Source organism: Affinundibacterium flavidum, assembly GCF_014284175.1.
GTDB lineage: Bacteria > Pseudomonadota > Gammaproteobacteria > Burkholderiales > Burkholderiaceae_D > Undibacterium > Undibacterium flavidum.
Window position 1 is genome coordinate 94,668 of record NZ_JACOGA010000016.1, and the last position, 18,445, is coordinate 113,112.

Genomic DNA, 18,445 nt, shown 5'->3' on the forward strand with positions numbered 1-18,445 from the left:
CTTATCTCATTTATATAAATATAGCCATGATAAAAAAATCTCCTATCGCCTTGGCGGCACTCCTCGTAGCCCTTGGTACTGCATCGATTGCCGCGATACCTGCGGTTGCACAGGCACAAACAGCAGATACTGCCGAAAAAGATAAAGCCAAATTAGAAGTGATTCGTAATGAATGGTCTAAGCCGTACACCGAAATTCAAAAACTGATCGGTGAAAAACAATATGCGCCAGCGCTTGAAAAAGTAGCTGCACTAGAAGCTTCTGAAAAGAAAACTGCTTACGAAACATTCTTCATTAGCCGTACCAAAGCCGCAATCGCTTCAGGCATGGGAGACAATCTCCTGTTGGCAAAAAGCTTTGAAGAAATGATAGGTAGTGAATTTTTGCCTGCAGCCGATAAGCTGCGTTTTATGGAAGCAATGGCAGGTACTTTCTACAATATCAAGCAATATGCGGATGCACAGATCTGGACTAAGCGTTATTTGGGTGTGAATCCAACGAATGTGGTAATGCAGGATTTGCTGGTACAAAATTACTATTTGGCAGATGACTTTGCGAATGCCTTAAAAGAAGTAAAAGCACAGATTGCGGCTGATGAACAAGCTGGTCGCGTACCAGATGAAAAGCGTTTGCGCCTGATGCACGGTGCGAGTATGAAATTGAAAGATGTTAATACCTCAACTCAGGCTTTAGAGTTGTTGGTGAAATATCATCCAACTAAAGAATACTGGGCCGATTTGATGTATCGCTTGATCAGCAAGCCGGGCTTTACTGATCGTATGCGTTTGGATTGGTACCGTTTGATGCTTGCCAATGAAAATTTGGAAGACGATACACAATACATCGAAATGGCCGAAACTGCTTTGTTGGCTGGTTTGCCTTTAGAAGCAAAGAGCGTGGTGGAAGCTGCATACAAAGCGGGTTATTTCGGCAAAGGTAAGAATGTTGCCAAACATAAGCCACTGCAAGATAAAGCGAATAAACAAGCTGCTGACGATGCAAAAACTTTAGATGCTGGTGAAGCTGCAGCGAAGGCTGCGAAGACAGGTTTAGGTATGGTCAACATGGGTTACAACTTCGTGACCTACGGCCAATTTGAACGCGGTATCGCTTTGATTGAAGCGGGTCTGGCAAAAGGCGGTTTGAAAAATCCAGAAGAAGCGAAATTGCATTTAGGTATCGCGTATCATAAAGCGGGCAACAAGGCCAAAGCCGCGGAAGTATTCAAAACTGTGCAAGGCAATGATGGCGCGGTGGAATTGGCTCGTTACTGGACTTACATGAAGTAAGATTTCTAGAAAGTGATTTGTCGATGGCCAAATCACTTTCTACATAATCACTTCCTAGGTAGTGAATAATTCAATAAAAAAGCAGTAAAGATTTTGTCTTTACTGCTTTTTGCTTATGTAGCGTCGTGGTTGCCAAAAATCCGCAGATCAGAATGACGCTTATTTGATTGGCAAAGCAGTCGTATTTTTGACTTCTTCCATCACTGCATAGGTATGGGTTTCACGCACGCCACTTAATTGCAGCAAAGACTTACCGAGGAAATCGCGATACGCATTCATATCTTTCACGCGCGCTTTGACCAAGTAGTCAAAGCCGCCAGCGACCATGTGGCATTCCAGCACTTCAGGAATGGCCTGCACGCCGCGTTTGAAGGCGTCGAACACATCTGGCGTGGTGCGGTCTAAGACCACTTCGATGAATACCAGCAAAGCAACATCGAGTAAATGTGGATTTAGTTGGGCGGTATAGCCTAGAATGTAGTTTGATTCTTGCAACTTGCGGACACGTTCCAGACAAGCAGCCGGAGACAGGTTAACTCGCGTGGCAAGTTCTACATTACTGATGCGGCCATCATTTTGTAATTCGGCCAGAATTCTTTTACTGATTTTGTCTAGCATAAGAAAAATTTAAGTGGTTATTAATAATATTTGGTGGAATTCTCTCACAAAATACAATATTTCGATATACCTCAGAATTTCCAGAATTAATCCTCGCGAATGATCTATACAATTAAATCATATTTGCTTTCATAAATAAATGATGAATCCTTCCATGAACCCACCCTCAAACGCACTCCCATTTCAGACCTTACAGCAAGAATTGCTGGTCAATCCCACCGAGTTAAGAGTAAAAATCACCGAAGCCTATCGTCGCGACGAAGCTGAAACGGTGGCTTGGTTGTTGGCAAATTTGCAGGAAATACCTGCAGCAAAAAACAACATTCATGAACTCGCGAAGAAATTAGTTAGTTCCGTACGTCAACAACGTACGCGCGCTTCTGGTGTCGATGCCTTGATGCATGAGTTTTCATTATCCTCCGAAGAAGGCGTGGCTTTGATGTGTTTGGCCGAAGCACTGTTGCGTATTCCCGACGCTGCGACCAAAGATCGCCTGATCGCCGACAAAATCAGTAAGGGCGACTGGCGTAAACATTTGGGCGAATCGCCATCTTTATTTGTGAACGCCGCGACTTGGGGTTTGCTGGTTACCGGTAAATTGGTCAGCACTAACAGTGATCAGGGTTTGGGTTCAGCATTGACCCGTTTGATTGCGAAGGGCGGCGAACCTTTGATCCGTAAAGGCGTGGATCTGGCGATGCGCATGTTGGGTAACCAATTCGTCACAGGTCAGACCATAGAAGAAGCACTGAAAAACAGTCAAGATAATGAAACGCGTGGCTATCGTTATTCCTACGATATGTTAGGCGAAGCGGCATTGACTATGCACGATGCTGCGTATTACTACAAAGCCTACGAAACGGCCATTCATGCAATTGGTAAAGCATCGAATGGTCGTGGTATCAAAGATGGTCCGGGTATCTCGGTCAAACTCTCGGCTTTGCACCCACGTTATTCGCGCGCGCAACGTGCGCGTACGATGGAAGAATTACTGCCATTGTTGAAAAAATTGTTGGTGCTGGCGAAGCAATACAATATCGGTCTCAATATCGATGCGGAAGAAACTGATCGTCTGGAATTGTCTTTAGATTTGATGGAAGCACTGGCTTTCGATAAAGATTTAGAAGGCTTTGAAGGCATCGGTTTTGTGGTGCAGGCTTACCAAAAACGCTGCCCGTTTGTGATTGATTATTTAATCGATCTGGCGCGTCGCAGCGGTCGTAAATTCATGGTGCGTTTGGTCAAAGGGGCCTATTGGGACTCTGAAATCAAACGTGCGCAAGTCGATGGTATGCCGGGTTTTCCGGTGTATACACGCAAGGTTTACACTGATGTGTCTTATCTGATGTGTGCGCAAAAATTATTGGCGGTCACGGATGTGATTTACCCGCAATTTGCCACGCACAATGCTCTGACATTGTCGACAATTTATAGTTGGGCGCAAGAAGCCAAAGTTACCGATTACGAATTCCAATGCCTGCACGGCATGGGTGAAACTTTGTATGATCAAGTAGTCGGCGCGGATAAGTTGAACAAGCCTTGCCGTATTTATGCACCAGTTGGATCACATCAAACTTTGTTGGCGTATTTGGTACGTCGTCTGTTAGAAAACGGTGCGAACTCCTCATTTGTGAATCAAATCGTGGATGAAAAAATTTCGATTGATTCTTTGATCGAAGACCCGATCAGTATCGCTAGCAAACTCGCAGGCAAAATGCATAGCGGCATCAACTTGCCAACGAATCTGTTCGGCAAAGAACGTAAAAATTCTGCTGGCATGGATTTCAGCAATGAATTGCAATTGCAAAAAATTAGCGCACATTTCAGTGCGTTTAGCCAACAGGCCTTAACGGCAGCGCCTTTGTTAGCAGGCAGTGTTTCGGCAACTGCGGCGCGCCCGGTATTGAATCCAGCGGATCACAGCGATGTAGTAGGACAGATCATCGAAGCGGATGCAAATGACGTACAAACAGCCTTAGCTGCAGCGCAAGCTTATGCCGCTGAATGGCAAAATCAAACGCCAGCAGCGCGCGCCGCATGTTTGAGCAAAGCTGGTGATTTGTTGGAAGCACAGACCTTAGATTTCATGGCATTAGCGATTCGTGAAGCCGGTAAATCTCTGCCGAATGCCTTGGCAGAAGTGCGTGAAGCTGTCGACTTCTTGCGTTACTACGCAGCGCAAGTGGAGAACTTGCCACAAACGCAGGCTTTGGGTCCTGTGGTTTGTATCAGCCCATGGAATTTCCCCCTCGCGATTTTCATCGGTGAAGTGAGTGCCGCCTTGGCTGCGGGTAATGTGGTGTTAGCGAAGCCTGCGGAACAAACACCATTGATCGCGCATCGTGCGATTCAACTGATGCATGAAGCAGGTGTACCAGTCGGCGCTTTGCAATTCTTGCCAGGTACAGGTGAAGTCGTCGGTGCGCAGCTGGTGGCAGATAGCCGCGTGAAAGGTGTGATCTTTACGGGTTCAACTGAAGTTGCACAAATCATTAATCGCACTTTGGCAAAACGTTCTGTGGCAGAAGGCATCGATATTCCTTTGATCGCCGAAACCGGTGGTCAAAACGCGATGATCGTCGACAGTAGTGCTTTGCCAGAACAAGTCGTGAATGATGTCTTGTCATCGGCTTTTGACAGCGCAGGTCAGCGTTGTTCTGCCTTGCGTGTATTGTGCTTGCAAGAAGATATCGCCGACAAAACTTTGGAAATGTTGCGCGGTGCAATGCAAGAATTGCGCGTTGGTATTCCAGATCGTTTAGCAACGGATATTGGTCCAGTGATCGACGCAGAAGCACAAAAGAATCTGCAAAATCATATTGACGCTATGCGTACTAAGGCGAAGTCTTTCTACAGTTTAGATTTACCAGCGAGCTGCAAGAACGGTACTTTTGTTGCACCAACTGTGATGGAAATTAATTCCTTATCCGAGTTGACCAAAGAAGTATTTGGCCCTGTGTTGCACGTCTTGCGTTATCAACGTGATGCCCTGCCAGCTTTGATTGATGCGATTAATGCGACGGGTTTTGGCTTGACTCTTGGTGTGCATTCACGCATTGATGAAACCATAGAATTCATCACGCAACGCGCCCATGTCGGCAACATTTACGTGAACCGGAATATCGTTGGTGCGGTAGTTGGTGTGCAGCCTTTTGGTGGTGAAGGCAAATCTGGTACAGGTCCAAAAGCCGGTGGTCCTTTGTATCTGAAGCGCTTGCAACACAATCCGACCATGAGCTTCAGCGGGAATACCGTCTACGAAAAACAAGCACCCGTTGCACTCGATGCGCTGACCGTGTGGGCAAAAACGCATGGTCACGCTGATGTCGCGGTGTTGGCGGAACATTATGCACGTCTCAATCCTTACAAGATGACGATGTTATTGCCAGGCCCAACTGGTGAGACCAATACTCTTGCATTTGCTTCGCGCGGTAGCGTGTTCTGTGCAGCGAGTGATGTTGCCACTTTACTCAATCAAATCGCCGCAGTACTCGCAACGGGTAACACCGTCGTATTGGAAGAAAAAACCAAAGCCTTGTTGCCAGCGGATTTACCAAAATTGGTGAGTGATGCGATCAGTGTAGGTACATCTGAACACGTGCATTTTGCCTTGCTTGGCCGTGATATTGCGGCGAGTTACAAAATTGCCTTAGCACAGCAAACCGGGGCGATTGTTTGTATCGCTGAATGTGATGCTAAGACGGAATTGCCATTATGGCGTTTGGTGGCAGAACGCGCTTTGTGTGTGAACACGACAGCAGCGGGTGGTAATGCGAGCTTGATGAGTTTGCAAAGCTGATTAGCTTAAGTCGATAGCGATCGTAAAAAAGCCGCAGCACCTATTTGGGCTGCGGCTTTTTTGTGCCTACTCAATCTGAATTTTTATTTCAATAATTTCGGTGCAGGCAAAGCGGGTCTTGCTACTTCAAATGCAAAACCCATCTGCAATAAGCGCGCATCACTCCAGGCATCTGCAAAGAACGACAAACCGACTGGTAAGCCTTTGACTAAACCCATAGGAACAGTCAGATGCGGATATCCCGCGATCGCAGCAGGTGAGCTGGCGCTACCGGCAATCACATCGCCTTTCTTGTAATTGATATCCCAAGCCGGACCCGTGGTTGGCGCGATCAATGCATCAAGTTGATGTTGCTTTAGCGCAGCGTCAATGCCTTCGGGGCCTGATAAGCGTTTCGCGCGCGCACTAGCGTCCAGGTAAGCTTGCTCGCTCAGTGGACCTTTGGCTTGCGCTTGTAGCATGATTTCCTGACCAAAATGTGGCATTACCTGCTTCGCATTTTTCTTGTTGAAGGCGATGACGTCCGCCATACTGCGGCTACTGACGGTCGCAGGCGTACTCGCCAAATAGTTGTTTAGATCGGCTTTAAAGTCATACAGCAAGACCGTGTATTCATCTTTGCCTGCTGCTTCCATGTGCGGGATCTCGACTTTATCGATGATGATTGCGCCTTGTGCTTTGAGAATTTCAATGCTGCGATGAAACAGTGCGAGTGTTTCTTTATCGTAGCCTTTGACTAGCTTGCTGACGATACCTATGCGTTTGCCTTTCAGTGCTTGCGCGTCTAATCCCTGCGTGTAATCAGTTTTATGTTGATCTGCTGCTTGGGTCGCTGGATCGCTAGGATCACTGCCCACGATGACATTCATTAATAGCGCGGCATCGCGTACCGTTAAGGTCATTGGCCCTGCTGTGTCCTGACTATGTGAGAGCGGCACGATACCACTGCGACTGACCAAACCTAAGGTTGGTTTGAAGCCGACCAAGCCATTCACTGCGGCCGGGCACACTATTGAGCCGTCGGTTTCAGTGCCGATGGCAGCGGGAATTAAGCGCGCCGCGACTGCAGCTCCCGAGCCTGAGCTAGAACCACAGGAATTTTTCTTGATGTTATAAGGATTGCGTGTCTGACCGCCGACGCTGCTCCAGCCACTGGTGGATTTCGTTGAGCGGAAATTTGCCCATTCACTCAAATTGGTTTTGCCTGCGAGTACCGCGCCCGCTGCGCGTAATTTGGCAACGAGGAAGGCGTCGCTGCTAGCCATATTGTTTGCTAATGCGAGTGAGCCTGCTGTGGTCGGCATACCTTGAATCGCGATATTGTCTTTGACCATGATGGGCAAGCCTTGCAAGATCAGACGTGGGTTTTTGTTTTTATCGGCCTGTTCGGCATCTCGTTTTGCTTCTGCGCGTACTGCGCTGACCGCCACGATGTGCGGGTTCAATTTGGTACTACGGGCTTGATATTGTTCGAGTATCTGTGTTGCGGTGGTTTTGCCTGCTTGTAGATCTTGTTTTAACTGATGTAGATCTTCTGTGCTTTGGGCATGGATGGGGCTACTTAGCGCCGTACAAGCTAAAGCCAGGCTGATTGCTAAACCGATTCGGTGTTGTTGCATGATGTCTCCTCTATTCGTTCTTATTGATGTGATACTTGTTGTTGGACGCACATCGCCTGTTTTAGTTCATGAAGGGAAATGGCTGTTTGCTAATTGCCACTGCAATGATATAGGCAAAGCACATCAGTGCAAGGGCGAAGCTTATGTTTTGAGCGCGCGCGGTTTGCGCTCGTTTCAGCGCGAAAGTTCCTGCCATGATATAGGCGAACAGAGCGATGATTTTCGCTGCTAACCACGGTTGTTCTAAGGGATTGATGCTGGCGATCCACGCCATGCTGATGGCGCTGGCAAGTAAAAGGGAGTCAATACCGTGTGGCAGAATTTTGACCCATTTTTTTTGCAACATCAGGGGATTTTGTTTGCGCCAATAGAAGCGTAAAGTGAACAGACAGATGCTGAGCGTAATACAAGTCAGATGTAGATGTTTCAGAATGATGTACATAGTTTTTCCGTTTGCTTATTGCATTTCATTGATTGTTGATTGAAATCATTGTTGGTTGAAATTGGATGCAGAGACTTACAGTGTTGGCAGTGCTTCCAATCGTCCGGCGCTGATACTCCAAACACCACCACTGACCAAAATCTCACCTTGTGCGTTTTGTTGCACAGACAGGCAACTTGGACGATGGCGAAATCTGCCTTGACGAATGGTGACGAGCTGATCTGCTGGTATTACATCATGCGCATACAGGTAGGCGGCAGCAGGGCCAGCGGCGCTGCCAGTGGCGATGTCTTCGACTTTCCCGGCGTTATCCCAAGTGCGGATTTCGCGCGCTTGAACATCAAAGATAAAAACAAATTTCGCCCCCAGTCGGGCAAGTTCCTGCTCTAAATCATCGCCACAGAATTGCACCTTGTCGATGGCGTCGCTGTGTATCGGCAAGATGAGATAATCCAAACCCGTGGAAATGACTTGAGGTGGCAATGCGCGAATGAGGTCGTCTTGTTGTAATCCTAATCGCTGCAATACGCCGTCCACTCCGGCGTGCGATAGCGCGGCCTGAATAATCGGTTTGCCTTGATTCATCTGGCAGACAAAATGATTTCCGCGATGTACGCTGTTGACAGCAATTTCACGGGTACCGACGGTGATCGTCCATGCACATTCTGTTTGCTCGTTTGCCTGCGTGCGATGTAAAACGGCAGCAGCACCTAAAATCGGATGACCAGCGAAGGGTAATTCTTCTTCCACTGTAAAGATTCTGGCGTGTGCACGGTAAGCGTTTTCTGTTTGTATCCGCGATAAGAAGATGGACTCAAATTGCTGCTTCTCTTGCGTCAGTGTTTGCATGAATTCTGTTGGCCAATGTTCGGTTTGCAGAAAAACCGCTAAACCATTGCCACTATAGGCTTGATCGGCGAAGACATCGACGTGGAAGTAATTGGGTTCAGACATGGCTAAGGGCGATAAATATGGAGGAAAACATAGTCAAAAAAAGCGCAATCCATCTGCACTAATCTCACTACTCTTACCAATGTGAAATTTCATGAAATCAGAAAGTGATGGAATAAGAAAGTGACGCGGCTTTGACGAAAATCGCATCCTAACAGAAGCTGGTATTCATTTTTCAAACTAGCCCTCATGATTTTGCAGCCATCGTGTGAATTCTGCTTTTGGCATGGGTTTGGCGAAATAGTAACCTTGCCCTTTGCGACAACCTTCGGCTTGCAAAAAGTCAGATTGCTCTTGGGTTTCTACGCCTTCTGCGACTACATTAAATCCCATGCTGCTACCCAGTGCCAGAATGGCGCGGACAATCGCGATACCTTTATTATTTGAAGGAATGTCACGAATAAAGGCGCGGTCGATTTTTAAGGTGTCTATAGGTAATTCCCGCAAATAAGCGAGGGAAGAATAACCAGTACCAAAGTCATCAATGGCGATAGTCACGCCCAATTCTTGGATCGCTAACAAGATGTCTTTGATTTCTTGCGGGTTTTCCATCATAAAGGTTTCGGTCACTTCAATTTCCAGCATGCCAGCTGGAATCTGGTATTCACTCAGACAGTCTTTGATCGTCGCCACGATATCACTGCGATAAAATTGCGGTCCCGCGACATTCACCGACAGTCGTTTGGCATTTAACTGTGCTGCTTGCCATTCTTTAAAGTCGGCACATACTTGATGCAGCACAAATTCCCCTATGGGTAGAATCATGCCATTTTGCTCAGCTAGGGGAATAAATTCGAGGGGCGGAATCAGACCACGTAAGGGATCGCGCCAGCGTATCAAAGCCTCAGCGCCGAGGAAGCGCTGGCTTGATAAATCGATTTGTGGTTGATACCAAACTTCAAATTCTTTTTGCTCTATCGCGCGCCGTAGATCTCGTTCGGCGCTTAGTCTTTGTTGCGCCTTTACCGTCATTTCTGCCTGATAAAAGCAGTAAGTGTTGCGGCCTTTGGCTTTGGCCTCATACATGGCGGCATCGGCGTTACGTATCAAGTCATTGCCGTCTTCAGTATCATCCGGAAAGATGGATATGCCGACACTGCTAGTCACCATCACCGCATGATCGTTGACGTGATAAGGTTCTTGCGATGCCTGTAAGATTTTATGTGCTGCTTGAATTGCGTCATCGCCAGAATTGAGCTCCGTAATTAGCACCGCGAATTCATCCCCACCGAGGCGGGATACTGTATCCTCAGCGCGCATACATTGGCTTAATCTTTGTGCGACTAATTGCAATAGACGATCGCCGATAGGATGACCAAGGCTATCGTTGACAGTTTTAAATCCATCCAGATCAAACAGCACAATCGCGAGTTTTGTGTGATGGCGTCTAGCGTGTTCTAGTGCCTGGCTTACACGATCTTTAAACAATACGCGGTTGGGTAATTCTGTGAGTGCGTCATAGTGGGCGAGTCGCTCCAGTCTTTCTTGCGATTGTTTGACCTCGGTAATATCGGAAAAGACCGAGACATAATTGGTTGTTTCGCCAGCTTCATTTTTGACTGAGGTAATAGTTTGCCATGCAGGGAAAATTTCTCCATTTTTGCGGCGATTCCAGATCTCACCTTGCCACATACCGTTTTCAAGAATTTGATGCCACATCGCTTCGTAGAAGGCCTTGTCTTGTCGCTCCGATTGCAACATGCTGGGTTTTTGTCCATACGTTTCATCGTAGGCATACCCTGTAATTCTGCTGAATGCCTGATTCACTGAAATGATGGTAGCGTCAATGTCGGTGATGATAATGCCATCGGCGATATGCCGAAACACAGTGGCAGCCAGTTTACCCTCGTTCTCGCTGCGTTTGCGTGCCGTGATATCGGTGGAGATACCAATCACAGCCCAGGCTTCGCCTTTGTCAGAATACAAGGGATTTTTGATCGTCAAATAGGTATGCAGGCCATCGGTTTCTAGATTAGTTTCCTCGAAGGAACTGGTGCATTTGCTCCGTAGCACCTGCAAGTCATTTTGATAGTGTTCATGCGCAATCTCAGCGGGAAGAAAGTTGGTTCTGACTTTGCCAAGAATCTCAGAACGTGGGTATCCGACCGCTTTTTCAAATTGCTGATTGCATAAAATCAGTTTGCTGTTGATGTCACAGACATAGACTAAGGCTGCAGCGTTTTCTATGATGGCGGTTAACAGTTGTTGATTTTCAATTTCCTTTCTTTCCATCTCTTTGCGTTCGCTAATGTCACGCCACACGCAATAAATTACTTGCCGCCCCTTCATCGTCATCCGCGACAGTGTTACTTCTGCTGGAAAATTGCTGCCATCGAGGCGCGTGTGTATCCATTCAAATCGATGTAGACCACGCTCATCGGCTAAATGCATCATGCGTTCGGCTTTGGCGTACGAGGCTTCGCCATCGGGTTGAAATTCCGGCGAGAGTTTTGAGGGATGGGTATTGTCGAGCGCCTCCTTGCTGGGATAGCCAAGGATCTGCACCGCAGCACTATTACATAAAGTAAATTGATGATTGTCGATGATCCAGGTTGGATCAGGAGAATCTTCAAACATGGATTGAAAACGCGCCTCTTCGGCAGCGAGTTTCTTTTCGACTTCTTCTTTGTTGTTTAAGACGATGCTAAGCTTGACATGAGATGCTTTAAGCGAACGTAGGCGTCGATACTGAACCGTGATCACAATCGCCATCAGTATGCTCATCACCAATAATAGGATGGTACAAAGTAACAATGACGTATTGTTTTGCAGTAAATTCAACATAGAGTCATGCTCTTTTCCGGCTTACCGAAGTTAATCGTCTTTATCTACATATGATGTTTAGGACTTACGCAAAACAGACGCTGGCATTGTTGCGTTCGCCTCGCCCCTGTCTTCGCAGGGGCAGGCCAAGCAATCGTACTGTCTTCGGCTCCGCGCCTAACCGGCGCAATTTTGAGTAAGTCCTAATGTTAACAAAAACTTCAGTGCGATCTTGTTAATTTAGAAAAGTATCTGCCGTGGTGGTGCGGCATGTCAATTAGGATTGTAGGGATTTGTCTATTCTGTTGTTTATGCTGATCTGAGAGAGCTTGACCGTGAAGCAATCTGGAAGATAGATATACTCAATTAGCTGCCAAATCGCGATGGCTGGGAATTTGATTCAGTTAACAAGCGTATTTGCAGGCTGTTTGCTCAAACAGCTGTGATTGGCGACACTTTTTTATGTGCTATGCGCGCACAACTCGCTGTGCCTTAAAGTCCGGAAATCATTGTCAAATTTCGACTAAATTCGGTTGAAATTCGATTATCATGCGAGCTATTGAATTGTTATTCACTTTATTCTGGATCGTAATATGAAATTAGTTCCTTTTTTGCTTGCTACTTTAACTTTGCTGGGCGCCAATTCCGCGCAGGCACAAAGCGCTAGTGAACCAGCCTCCACTAATCAAACTGCCGCGCCAGCAAGTCCGGCACCATTACATATCACTAAATTAGGCATTACCGATACCGTGGTCGGTACGGGTGAAGAAGTCACAAATGGTATGGTGGTGGAAGTTCATTACACAGGTTGGTTATACAACCATAAAGCTTGGAACTTGCATGGCGCACAGTTTGATACTTCGCGTGATACAGGGACTCCTTTGCAAGTGCAGGTTGGTGCCAAGCAAGTGATTCGTGGCTGGGATTTGGGTTTGCTGGGTATGAAGGTCGGCGGCAAGCGTACCTTGTTGATTCCCGCCTATCTCGGTTATAGCACCCAAGGCTCAGGAAATATTCCACCGAATACGCATTTGGTGTTTGACGTGGAATTAGTGTCGATCAAGAAATAAGGCCACCATGGCACGTAGCTTACAAGGCATTACTTTGGAAAATCTGCTGACACAATTACAGCAGGTTTATGGCTGGGAAGGATTGGCGCAGCGCGTGGACATACAATGTTTTCGTAAAGACCCCAGTATCTCTTCCAGTCTAAAATTTCTGCGTCGCACGCCGTGGGCCAGAAGCAAGGTGGAAAGCTTGTATATTGATTTGCCAGAATAAACAGCAGAATACGCAGCAGAGCAAGCAGCAGAGCAAGCAGCGGAGTAAGCTGAACTTCAAATAAACCACGGACTCAAATTGACAGAGCCCTGACCATCGCCGATACTCTAGATAGCGTTTTCAAGGAACGCATGAATGAGTGATTGAACGAGCGCTCACTACTGTAGTAAAAGGAAATTTTGTATGACACTGCGTATTATCGCCACAGGCGGCACCTTTGATAAACATTATGATGAATTGGCAGGTAAGTTGACTTTTCATGAAAGCCATTTGCCGGAAGTATTAAAGCGTGCGCGCTTGACGGTACCGGTCGAGTTAGAAGTGCGACCTTTGATTGACTCCCTCGATATGGTGGATCAGGATCGCAAAGAGATTTTGGAATCTTGTCAAAATTCTGCAGAAAAAGCGATCGTCATTATCCATGGCACTGACACCATGCGTGAAACGGCACATGTATTGGGCGCGGCGAACTTAGATAAAGTGATAGTCTTCACTGGTGCGATGATTCCTTACGGTGTCGTAAATTCCGATGCATTCTTCAATTTGGGCTTTGCCTGCGGCGTGGCGCAATTATTGCCAGCGGGTGTGTATGTGGCGATGAATGGTCAGGTTTTCCCCTGGGATAATGTGCAAAAAGATCGTAGTGCTGGTGTGTTTGTTACCAACTAAAGAGATCCATCATGAAACGCCTGTTGACCACTTTCTGTTGCTGCGTCTTGCTCATGTTGAGCGGTTGCCAAAAAGAATTGCAGGTGCGTTTCGATAGTCTGTATTTTTTTCAAAATGAAGAACAACTGCAAGCCATGAAGATCGATCAAGATCAATTGGCGCAGTACAGCCGGAATTTGCAAGCCAGGGTCGGCAAAATCATGAAGAAAGCGCAGGCGACATCCGGCAACGGTTATGTGGTGGTGGCGATACGCTCAGATGAAGAAGTGGCGGTGTGGTTAGATATGGCCCCTGTCCTGCACGAATACTACGAATACGAAATCATTGAGTCGATCAAGAAAATGCGCCCCCCGGCGGTCGATCATGGGATTCTGGTATTCGGAATTAAGATGGCGATCGAAACGGCAGTCCATACTCCCAAGGCCATTCCTGAACCGAAGGCATGGATAGAAGCGAAGAAAAAAGTCGGCGACCCCGATGACATTGAACAAGTCGTTTTATCGATTTGGCCGGAAGAATAAATTTTCATCGCTGGCAATAATCCGCGTCCCTGCATGACTATCCAAAAAGTTTTATATCTGGGCTATGTCTGGCCTGAGCCGAATTCGTCTGCCGCTGGCAGTCGGACTATGGAATTCTTGCGCCTGTTTCGCCAACAAAATTGGCAAGTCGTGTTCGCCAGCGTGGCGGCTTTGTCACCGCATCGCGCCGATTTATCTGCGCTGCAAATAGAAGAAAAGCAGCTGACGCTCAACTGCGATAGCTTTGATGAATTTATCCTTAGCTATCAACCAGACCTGGTTGTATTCGATCGTTTTTTTACGGAAGAACAATTTGGCTGGCGAGTCGAGCGCCACTGTCCACAGGCCTTACGCGTGCTCGATACTTGCGACTTGCATAGTTTGCGCGAAGCCCGTCATCGTCTATTAAAGCAAGCTTTGCATACGTCAACTGGCACAGTGCCAGCGTTGTTGGTACCAGCCACCGAGCATGCGACTTTGTATCGTAGCATGTGTGAAGAAGACGTTGCTCAACGTGAAATTGCAGCGATCTATCGTTGCGATCTGAGCCTGATGATTTCGCAATTTGAAGTGGATTTATTACGCGATCTTTTTCAAGTTCCTGACTACCTTTTATGTGAAAATAACTTGATGTTGGTGCCCGAAAATTCTGCACAACAGAATTCGCCAGGTTTTGATGAGCGCCAACATTTTGTCAGTATAGGCAATTTTCGACATGCGCCGAATTGGGATGCGGTATTGTGTTTGTACCAGATCATCTGGCCGCGCATACGTGCCCGTTTGCCGCACGCACAGTTGCATGTATTTGGTTCTTATCCACCGCCAAAAGCAATGGCATTGCATCAGCCAGCGCAAGGGTTTCATGTGCGTGGCTGGGCAGAAGATGCCCACGCAGTAATGCAGGCTTCTCGTGTTTGTCTTGCACCTTTACGCTTTGGTGCGGGGATTAAGGGCAAATTAGCCGATGCGATGGCTTGCGGTACGCCGAGCGTGACGACCAGTATCGGTGCTGAATCTATGTGTGGTGAATTGCCGTGGGCGGGCGTGATTGCGGATGAACTCGATGCCTTTGTCGATGCGGCGGTGATGTTGAGTAATGACCTAGATCAATGGCAATTAGCGCAGCAACGCGGTCGGGAAATTTTGCAAACGCACTTCAATCGTAGCGTTTCTTCGACACTGTTTTTGCAGGCAATTTTACAAGCACGCGCACAACAGCAAGAGCGTCGCGCGCAGAATTTCACTGGTGCGATGTTGCGTCACCATAGCCTCAAAAGTACACAATATATGTCGCAGTGGATACAGCTAAAAAATCAGGCAGCGAAGCCATCCTGAGATGGATTGGATTTATTCATCCGGATCAGGTGGCGTCAGCAAGAATTGATGATCGCTGGAATCCCCAGCCAACAGCGCATCTAAGCCTTCAATTGGGATAGGTTTGGAATACAAATAACCTTGGAAGGTTAGACAATTGTGTTCAATCAGGAAACGTCGTTGGGCCACGGTTTCCACTCCTTCAGCAATGACATCTAAGCCGAGATTCAAACCCAAAGAAATAATTGCACGTACGATAGTCGCATCATTTTCATCATCACTTAAATCGCGCACAAATGACTGGTCGATTTTTAATTGATTCAGTGGGAGTTTTTGCAAATAAGCAAGTGAAGAATAGCCAGTACCAAAATCATCCATAGAAAACGCGATACCGAGCTTTTTCAATTGCTGCATTTTTTCAGTCGTGGCATCGACGTTATCGAGAATCGTACTTTCGGTCAGTTCGATTTTTAAGCGACTAGGGTCGATATTATGCAGACGCACGATTTCAGTCACGGTCTCGACAAAATTGGTTTGTTGGAATTGTTTGGCACTCACGTTGACCGCCAGACTCAGATGCGCCGTGCGTGGATTTCTGCCCCATTTTTTCAATTGATGACAGGCAGTTTCTAAGACCCAGGTACCGATAGGAATAATCAATCCAGTCTGCTCCGCAATTGGAATAAACTCTAAAGGGGAGATGAAACCACGGTCAGGATGTATCCAGCGTAGCAGCGCTTCAGCACCAATCACATTGCCTTCCGCATCGACTTGTATTTGGTAATACAATTGGAATTGTTCGAGAGCCAGTGCGACCCGCAAATTCGATTCCAGCATCATCTTCACAACCAGCACTGCTTGCATTGCCGGATCAAAGAAACGCACCGCATTGCGTCCCGAAGTCTTCGCTTCGTACATTGCGGTGTCGGCGCGTTTAAATAAATCTTTGACCGTGATGTCGCCACCCTGAAATAAACAGACACCTATACTGCCAGCACCATGATGGATGAAGTCGGTGATTTGGTAGGGCTCGTTCAGCAATAAGCGAATTTTTTCTGCGATTTTATCGGCTTGAACCGCCGCCGCATCTTTATCTTGACTGAGTGCTTGTAACACCACCACAAACTCATCGCCACCCAGCCGCGCCACAGTATCGCTTTCGCGCACGCAGGTTTGCAAACGCTGCGCGACTTCCACTAAGAGTAAATCCCCGGCATCGTGACCACGCGTATCATTGAGCGTTTTAAAGTTATCTAGATCAATAAACAGAATCGCACTATGCGCATCGTCGCGCTGATTCATCGCGATCAGATGCTGCAATCTATCCATCAATAAGCGACGATTCGGTAAATGCGTGAGCGGATCATAAAATGCCAGATTCAGAATTTCATCCTCATAGCCTTTATGCCGGCTGATGTCGGTGAACGATCCTATGTAGTGCGTGATCATGCCCGTGTCATTGGTGATCGCCGTTAAAGTAATCAATTGCGGATAGACTTCACCGTTTTTCTTCTCCGCCCATAGCTCACCTTGCCAGTAGCGGTGCTGATCCAAAGCTTGATAAATATTGCTGAAAAAGATGTCGTCTTGTTGCTGGCTGAGATGGCGAGGTAAGGGCTTGCCTATCAATTCATGTGCATCAAAGCCGGTGGTGCGCGAGTAAGCTTGATTGATGCGCAATACGCGCCATTGGTTGTCAGTGACGAAAATACCTTCCTGCGATTCAAAGGTAATTGCGGCTACCCGTAAATCTTGCTCAGCCGCTTTGCGTTCGGTAATGTCGCTGATAAAGCAATGCCAGAGCGTGCTGCCATCGTCCGATTCAAGTTCTGGTAAGGCATCTAGAAACAACCAGCGCACGGTGCCATCGGTACGATGATAGCGAAACTCCATCTGATAGGGACTCAGATGTTTGGTCGCATATTCATGATTTTGCAAGAAGGCTTTCTTGTCCGCGGTGTCTATATGTTTTACCAGTATCGAGGCATTATTCTTGATGTCTTTGGCCGTAATTTCAAACATGCCTTCAATCGCATCGCTCGCGTATAACACGTTGGTGCTGTTATCACGCCGAATACGGTATTGCATGACCACGCCCGGCAAACGTGAGGCGACTTTGCTGATGCGCTCGAAAGCATCGCGCAATTCATTCGTCGCGGCGATTCGCTCTGCTTGTAGTGCCGTGATCAGTAAGGCGGTGATAGACAGTGTGGCCATATAAAGCCAGAGGACGATAGAGCTTTCGGCAGGATTAAATGATTGAAACGGTCCTAGACCGCAATAGGTAGCGATTGCGGCGAATGCCGACGAGGCGATGACGGTCACGGAGGCCATTAAATTGCCGAGGCGTATTGCCGCCCAAATCATGATGGCAATCGCGATAAAGGTTAAATGCAGTAGGCCAGATTTCGATAAAAAGATTGCCCAATGAGCGACGCCAAAAATACACAGGAAGATGAAATTTTCTTCGTAGGTTTGGCGAACTTTTGGATAGCTTCCCATCAAGGCGAATAGAAATGGTGTCGCCAGAAACACGCCGACCGTGTCACCCGCCCACCAGCTAATCCAGGCAAATTTCGGATCCGTAAATAAATCCGCCTGCCATAAGACAAAACTACCAAAGCTGGCCGAAATTGTCATGCCCAGCATGCTGGCAATGCAAAAATGTATGACGTCATCGCGATGGATGAAATTCACTGAAAAATTCTTACGCTTGAGATACCAGGCAACCACAAGCGGGGCTAAGGTATTTCCCAGACCTATCATGGTCCCTGCATGCCAGGAAACACCTGTGCCAATATTGAGAGCCAGCGCCGCCAGAAAAATACCGATACTGACTTGATAACCCCAGCCATACAGGGCGGCAACGGCGATCCCTGTTGGTAGCCAGATCAGGGTGATATTCGGGGGAATAAAAGGAAACTGTAGACCTAACTTCCCAGAAATAAAATACGCAATAAAGATGAATAGCACGCGCAAGCCTAAGCGCAGACGACTGGGACTCTGTTGAAAAAGAAAGGCTTGTGAATGCAGCATGCAGATTTCTTTAAACGTAGAATAAGTTCTACATTATGCGCGAAACATCTATCAAAAAACATTCTTTGCGGCAAATTTCTGGCAAAAGATACACTTATCACAAAAAATCACTTTTGTGCCCGGTCATGTGCAGAATGGATCGA

General features: G+C 47.2%; 13 protein-coding genes. 7 read left to right on the plus strand and 6 right to left on the minus strand.

What is annotated here, in order from left to right; translation table 11 throughout:
• The first annotated feature begins 26 nt into the window (after positions 1-26).
• Positions 27-1,289 (plus strand): hypothetical protein, encoded by a 1,263-nt coding sequence (locus H8K55_RS16620; RefSeq protein ID WP_186943185.1) that lies wholly within the window; start codon positions 27-29, stop codon positions 1,287-1,289.
• A 159-nt stretch (positions 1,290-1,448) separates the two neighbouring features.
• Here the strand turns inward: H8K55_RS16620 and H8K55_RS16625 are convergent, their stop codons facing one another.
• A complete protein-coding gene (locus H8K55_RS16625; protein ID WP_186891595.1) occupies positions 1,449-1,907 on the minus strand; it encodes an Lrp/AsnC ligand binding domain-containing protein in 459 nt (152 codons plus the stop codon).
• A gap of 142 nt (positions 1,908-2,049) precedes the next feature.
• On the opposite strand from H8K55_RS16625, the gene putA reads away from it, so the two are divergent.
• Positions 2,050-5,706 (plus strand): trifunctional transcriptional regulator/proline dehydrogenase/L-glutamate gamma-semialdehyde dehydrogenase, encoded by a 3,657-nt coding sequence (putA, locus tag H8K55_RS16630; RefSeq protein ID WP_186943186.1) that lies wholly within the window; start codon positions 2,050-2,052, stop codon positions 5,704-5,706.
• Between the two features lie 83 nt (positions 5,707-5,789).
• Here putA and H8K55_RS16635 read toward each other — a convergent pair whose 3' ends face one another.
• The 4 genes from H8K55_RS16635 to H8K55_RS16650 form a co-directional block, all read right to left on the minus strand.
• Positions 5,790-7,325 (minus strand): amidase, encoded by a 1,536-nt coding sequence (locus H8K55_RS16635; RefSeq protein WP_186943187.1) that lies wholly within the window; start codon positions 7,323-7,325, stop codon positions 5,790-5,792.
• A 61-nt stretch (positions 7,326-7,386) separates the two neighbouring features.
• Positions 7,387-7,767, minus strand: a complete 381-nt coding sequence (locus H8K55_RS16640) for a SirB2 family protein (RefSeq protein ID WP_186943188.1) — start codon at positions 7,765-7,767, stop codon at positions 7,387-7,389.
• A 75-nt stretch (positions 7,768-7,842) separates the two neighbouring features.
• The gene (locus H8K55_RS16645; RefSeq protein ID WP_186943189.1) at positions 7,843-8,721 is read right to left on the minus strand and encodes a PhzF family phenazine biosynthesis protein; all 879 of its coding nucleotides are present in this window, start codon (positions 8,719-8,721) and stop codon (positions 7,843-7,845) included.
• Between the two features lie 177 nt (positions 8,722-8,898).
• Positions 8,899-11,502, minus strand: a complete 2,604-nt coding sequence (locus H8K55_RS16650) for a sensor domain-containing protein (RefSeq protein ID WP_186943190.1) — start codon at positions 11,500-11,502, stop codon at positions 8,899-8,901.
• Positions 11,503-12,074: 572 nt separating this feature from the next.
• On the opposite strand from H8K55_RS16650, the gene H8K55_RS16655 reads away from it, so the two are divergent.
• From H8K55_RS16655 to H8K55_RS16675, 5 genes are all read left to right on the plus strand, one after another.
• Positions 12,075-12,551: an FKBP-type peptidyl-prolyl cis-trans isomerase gene (locus tag H8K55_RS16655; RefSeq protein ID WP_186943191.1), complete on the plus strand. Its 477-nt coding sequence runs from the start codon at positions 12,075-12,077 to the stop codon at positions 12,549-12,551.
• 7 nt (positions 12,552-12,558) lie between these two features.
• Entirely contained in the window at positions 12,559-12,762 is a 204-nt protein-coding gene (locus H8K55_RS16660) for a VF530 family protein (protein WP_186943192.1), read from the plus strand.
• A 183-nt stretch (positions 12,763-12,945) separates the two neighbouring features.
• Positions 12,946-13,431, plus strand: coding sequence for an asparaginase domain-containing protein (locus H8K55_RS16665; protein WP_186943193.1), 486 nt, complete (start codon positions 12,946-12,948; stop codon positions 13,429-13,431).
• A gap of 11 nt (positions 13,432-13,442) precedes the next feature.
• The gene (locus H8K55_RS16670; RefSeq protein ID WP_186943194.1) at positions 13,443-13,952 is read left to right on the plus strand and encodes a hypothetical protein; all 510 of its coding nucleotides are present in this window, start codon (positions 13,443-13,445) and stop codon (positions 13,950-13,952) included.
• A 33-nt stretch (positions 13,953-13,985) separates the two neighbouring features.
• Positions 13,986-15,287: a glycosyltransferase gene (locus H8K55_RS16675; RefSeq protein ID WP_186943195.1), complete on the plus strand. Its 1,302-nt coding sequence runs from the start codon at positions 13,986-13,988 to the stop codon at positions 15,285-15,287.
• 12 nt (positions 15,288-15,299) lie between these two features.
• Here the strand turns inward: H8K55_RS16675 and H8K55_RS16680 are convergent, their stop codons facing one another.
• Positions 15,300-18,302, minus strand: coding sequence for a bifunctional diguanylate cyclase/phosphodiesterase (locus tag H8K55_RS16680; protein WP_186943196.1), 3,003 nt, complete (start codon positions 18,300-18,302; stop codon positions 15,300-15,302).
• Between the last annotated feature and the right edge of the window lie 143 nt (positions 18,303-18,445).

Bases quoted from the DNA above. Each gene is read 5' to 3' on its own strand.
- H8K55_RS16620 (WP_186943185.1), top strand. From the start codon at position 27: ATGATAAAAAAATCTCCTATCGCCTTGGCGGCACTCCTCGTAGCCCTT.
- H8K55_RS16625 (WP_186891595.1), bottom strand. From the start codon at position 1,907: ATGCTAGACAAAATCAGTAAAAGAATTCTGGCCGAATTACAAAATGAT.
- putA (WP_186943186.1), top strand. From the start codon at position 2,050: ATGAATCCTTCCATGAACCCACCCTCAAACGCACTCCCATTTCAGACC.
- H8K55_RS16635 (WP_186943187.1), bottom strand. From the start codon at position 7,325: ATGCAACAACACCGAATCGGTTTAGCAATCAGCCTGGCTTTAGCTTGT.
- H8K55_RS16640 (WP_186943188.1), bottom strand. From the start codon at position 7,767: ATGTACATCATTCTGAAACATCTACATCTGACTTGTATTACGCTCAGC.
- H8K55_RS16645 (WP_186943189.1), bottom strand. From the start codon at position 8,721: ATGTCTGAACCCAATTACTTCCACGTCGATGTCTTCGCCGATCAAGCC.
- H8K55_RS16650 (WP_186943190.1), bottom strand. From the start codon at position 11,502: ATGTTGAATTTACTGCAAAACAATACGTCATTGTTACTTTGTACCATC.
- H8K55_RS16655 (WP_186943191.1), top strand. From the start codon at position 12,075: ATGAAATTAGTTCCTTTTTTGCTTGCTACTTTAACTTTGCTGGGCGCC.
- H8K55_RS16660 (WP_186943192.1), top strand. From the start codon at position 12,559: ATGGCACGTAGCTTACAAGGCATTACTTTGGAAAATCTGCTGACACAA.
- H8K55_RS16665 (WP_186943193.1), top strand. From the start codon at position 12,946: ATGACACTGCGTATTATCGCCACAGGCGGCACCTTTGATAAACATTAT.
- H8K55_RS16670 (WP_186943194.1), top strand. From the start codon at position 13,443: ATGAAACGCCTGTTGACCACTTTCTGTTGCTGCGTCTTGCTCATGTTG.
- H8K55_RS16675 (WP_186943195.1), top strand. From the start codon at position 13,986: ATGACTATCCAAAAAGTTTTATATCTGGGCTATGTCTGGCCTGAGCCG.
- H8K55_RS16680 (WP_186943196.1), bottom strand. From the start codon at position 18,302: ATGCTGCATTCACAAGCCTTTCTTTTTCAACAGAGTCCCAGTCGTCTG.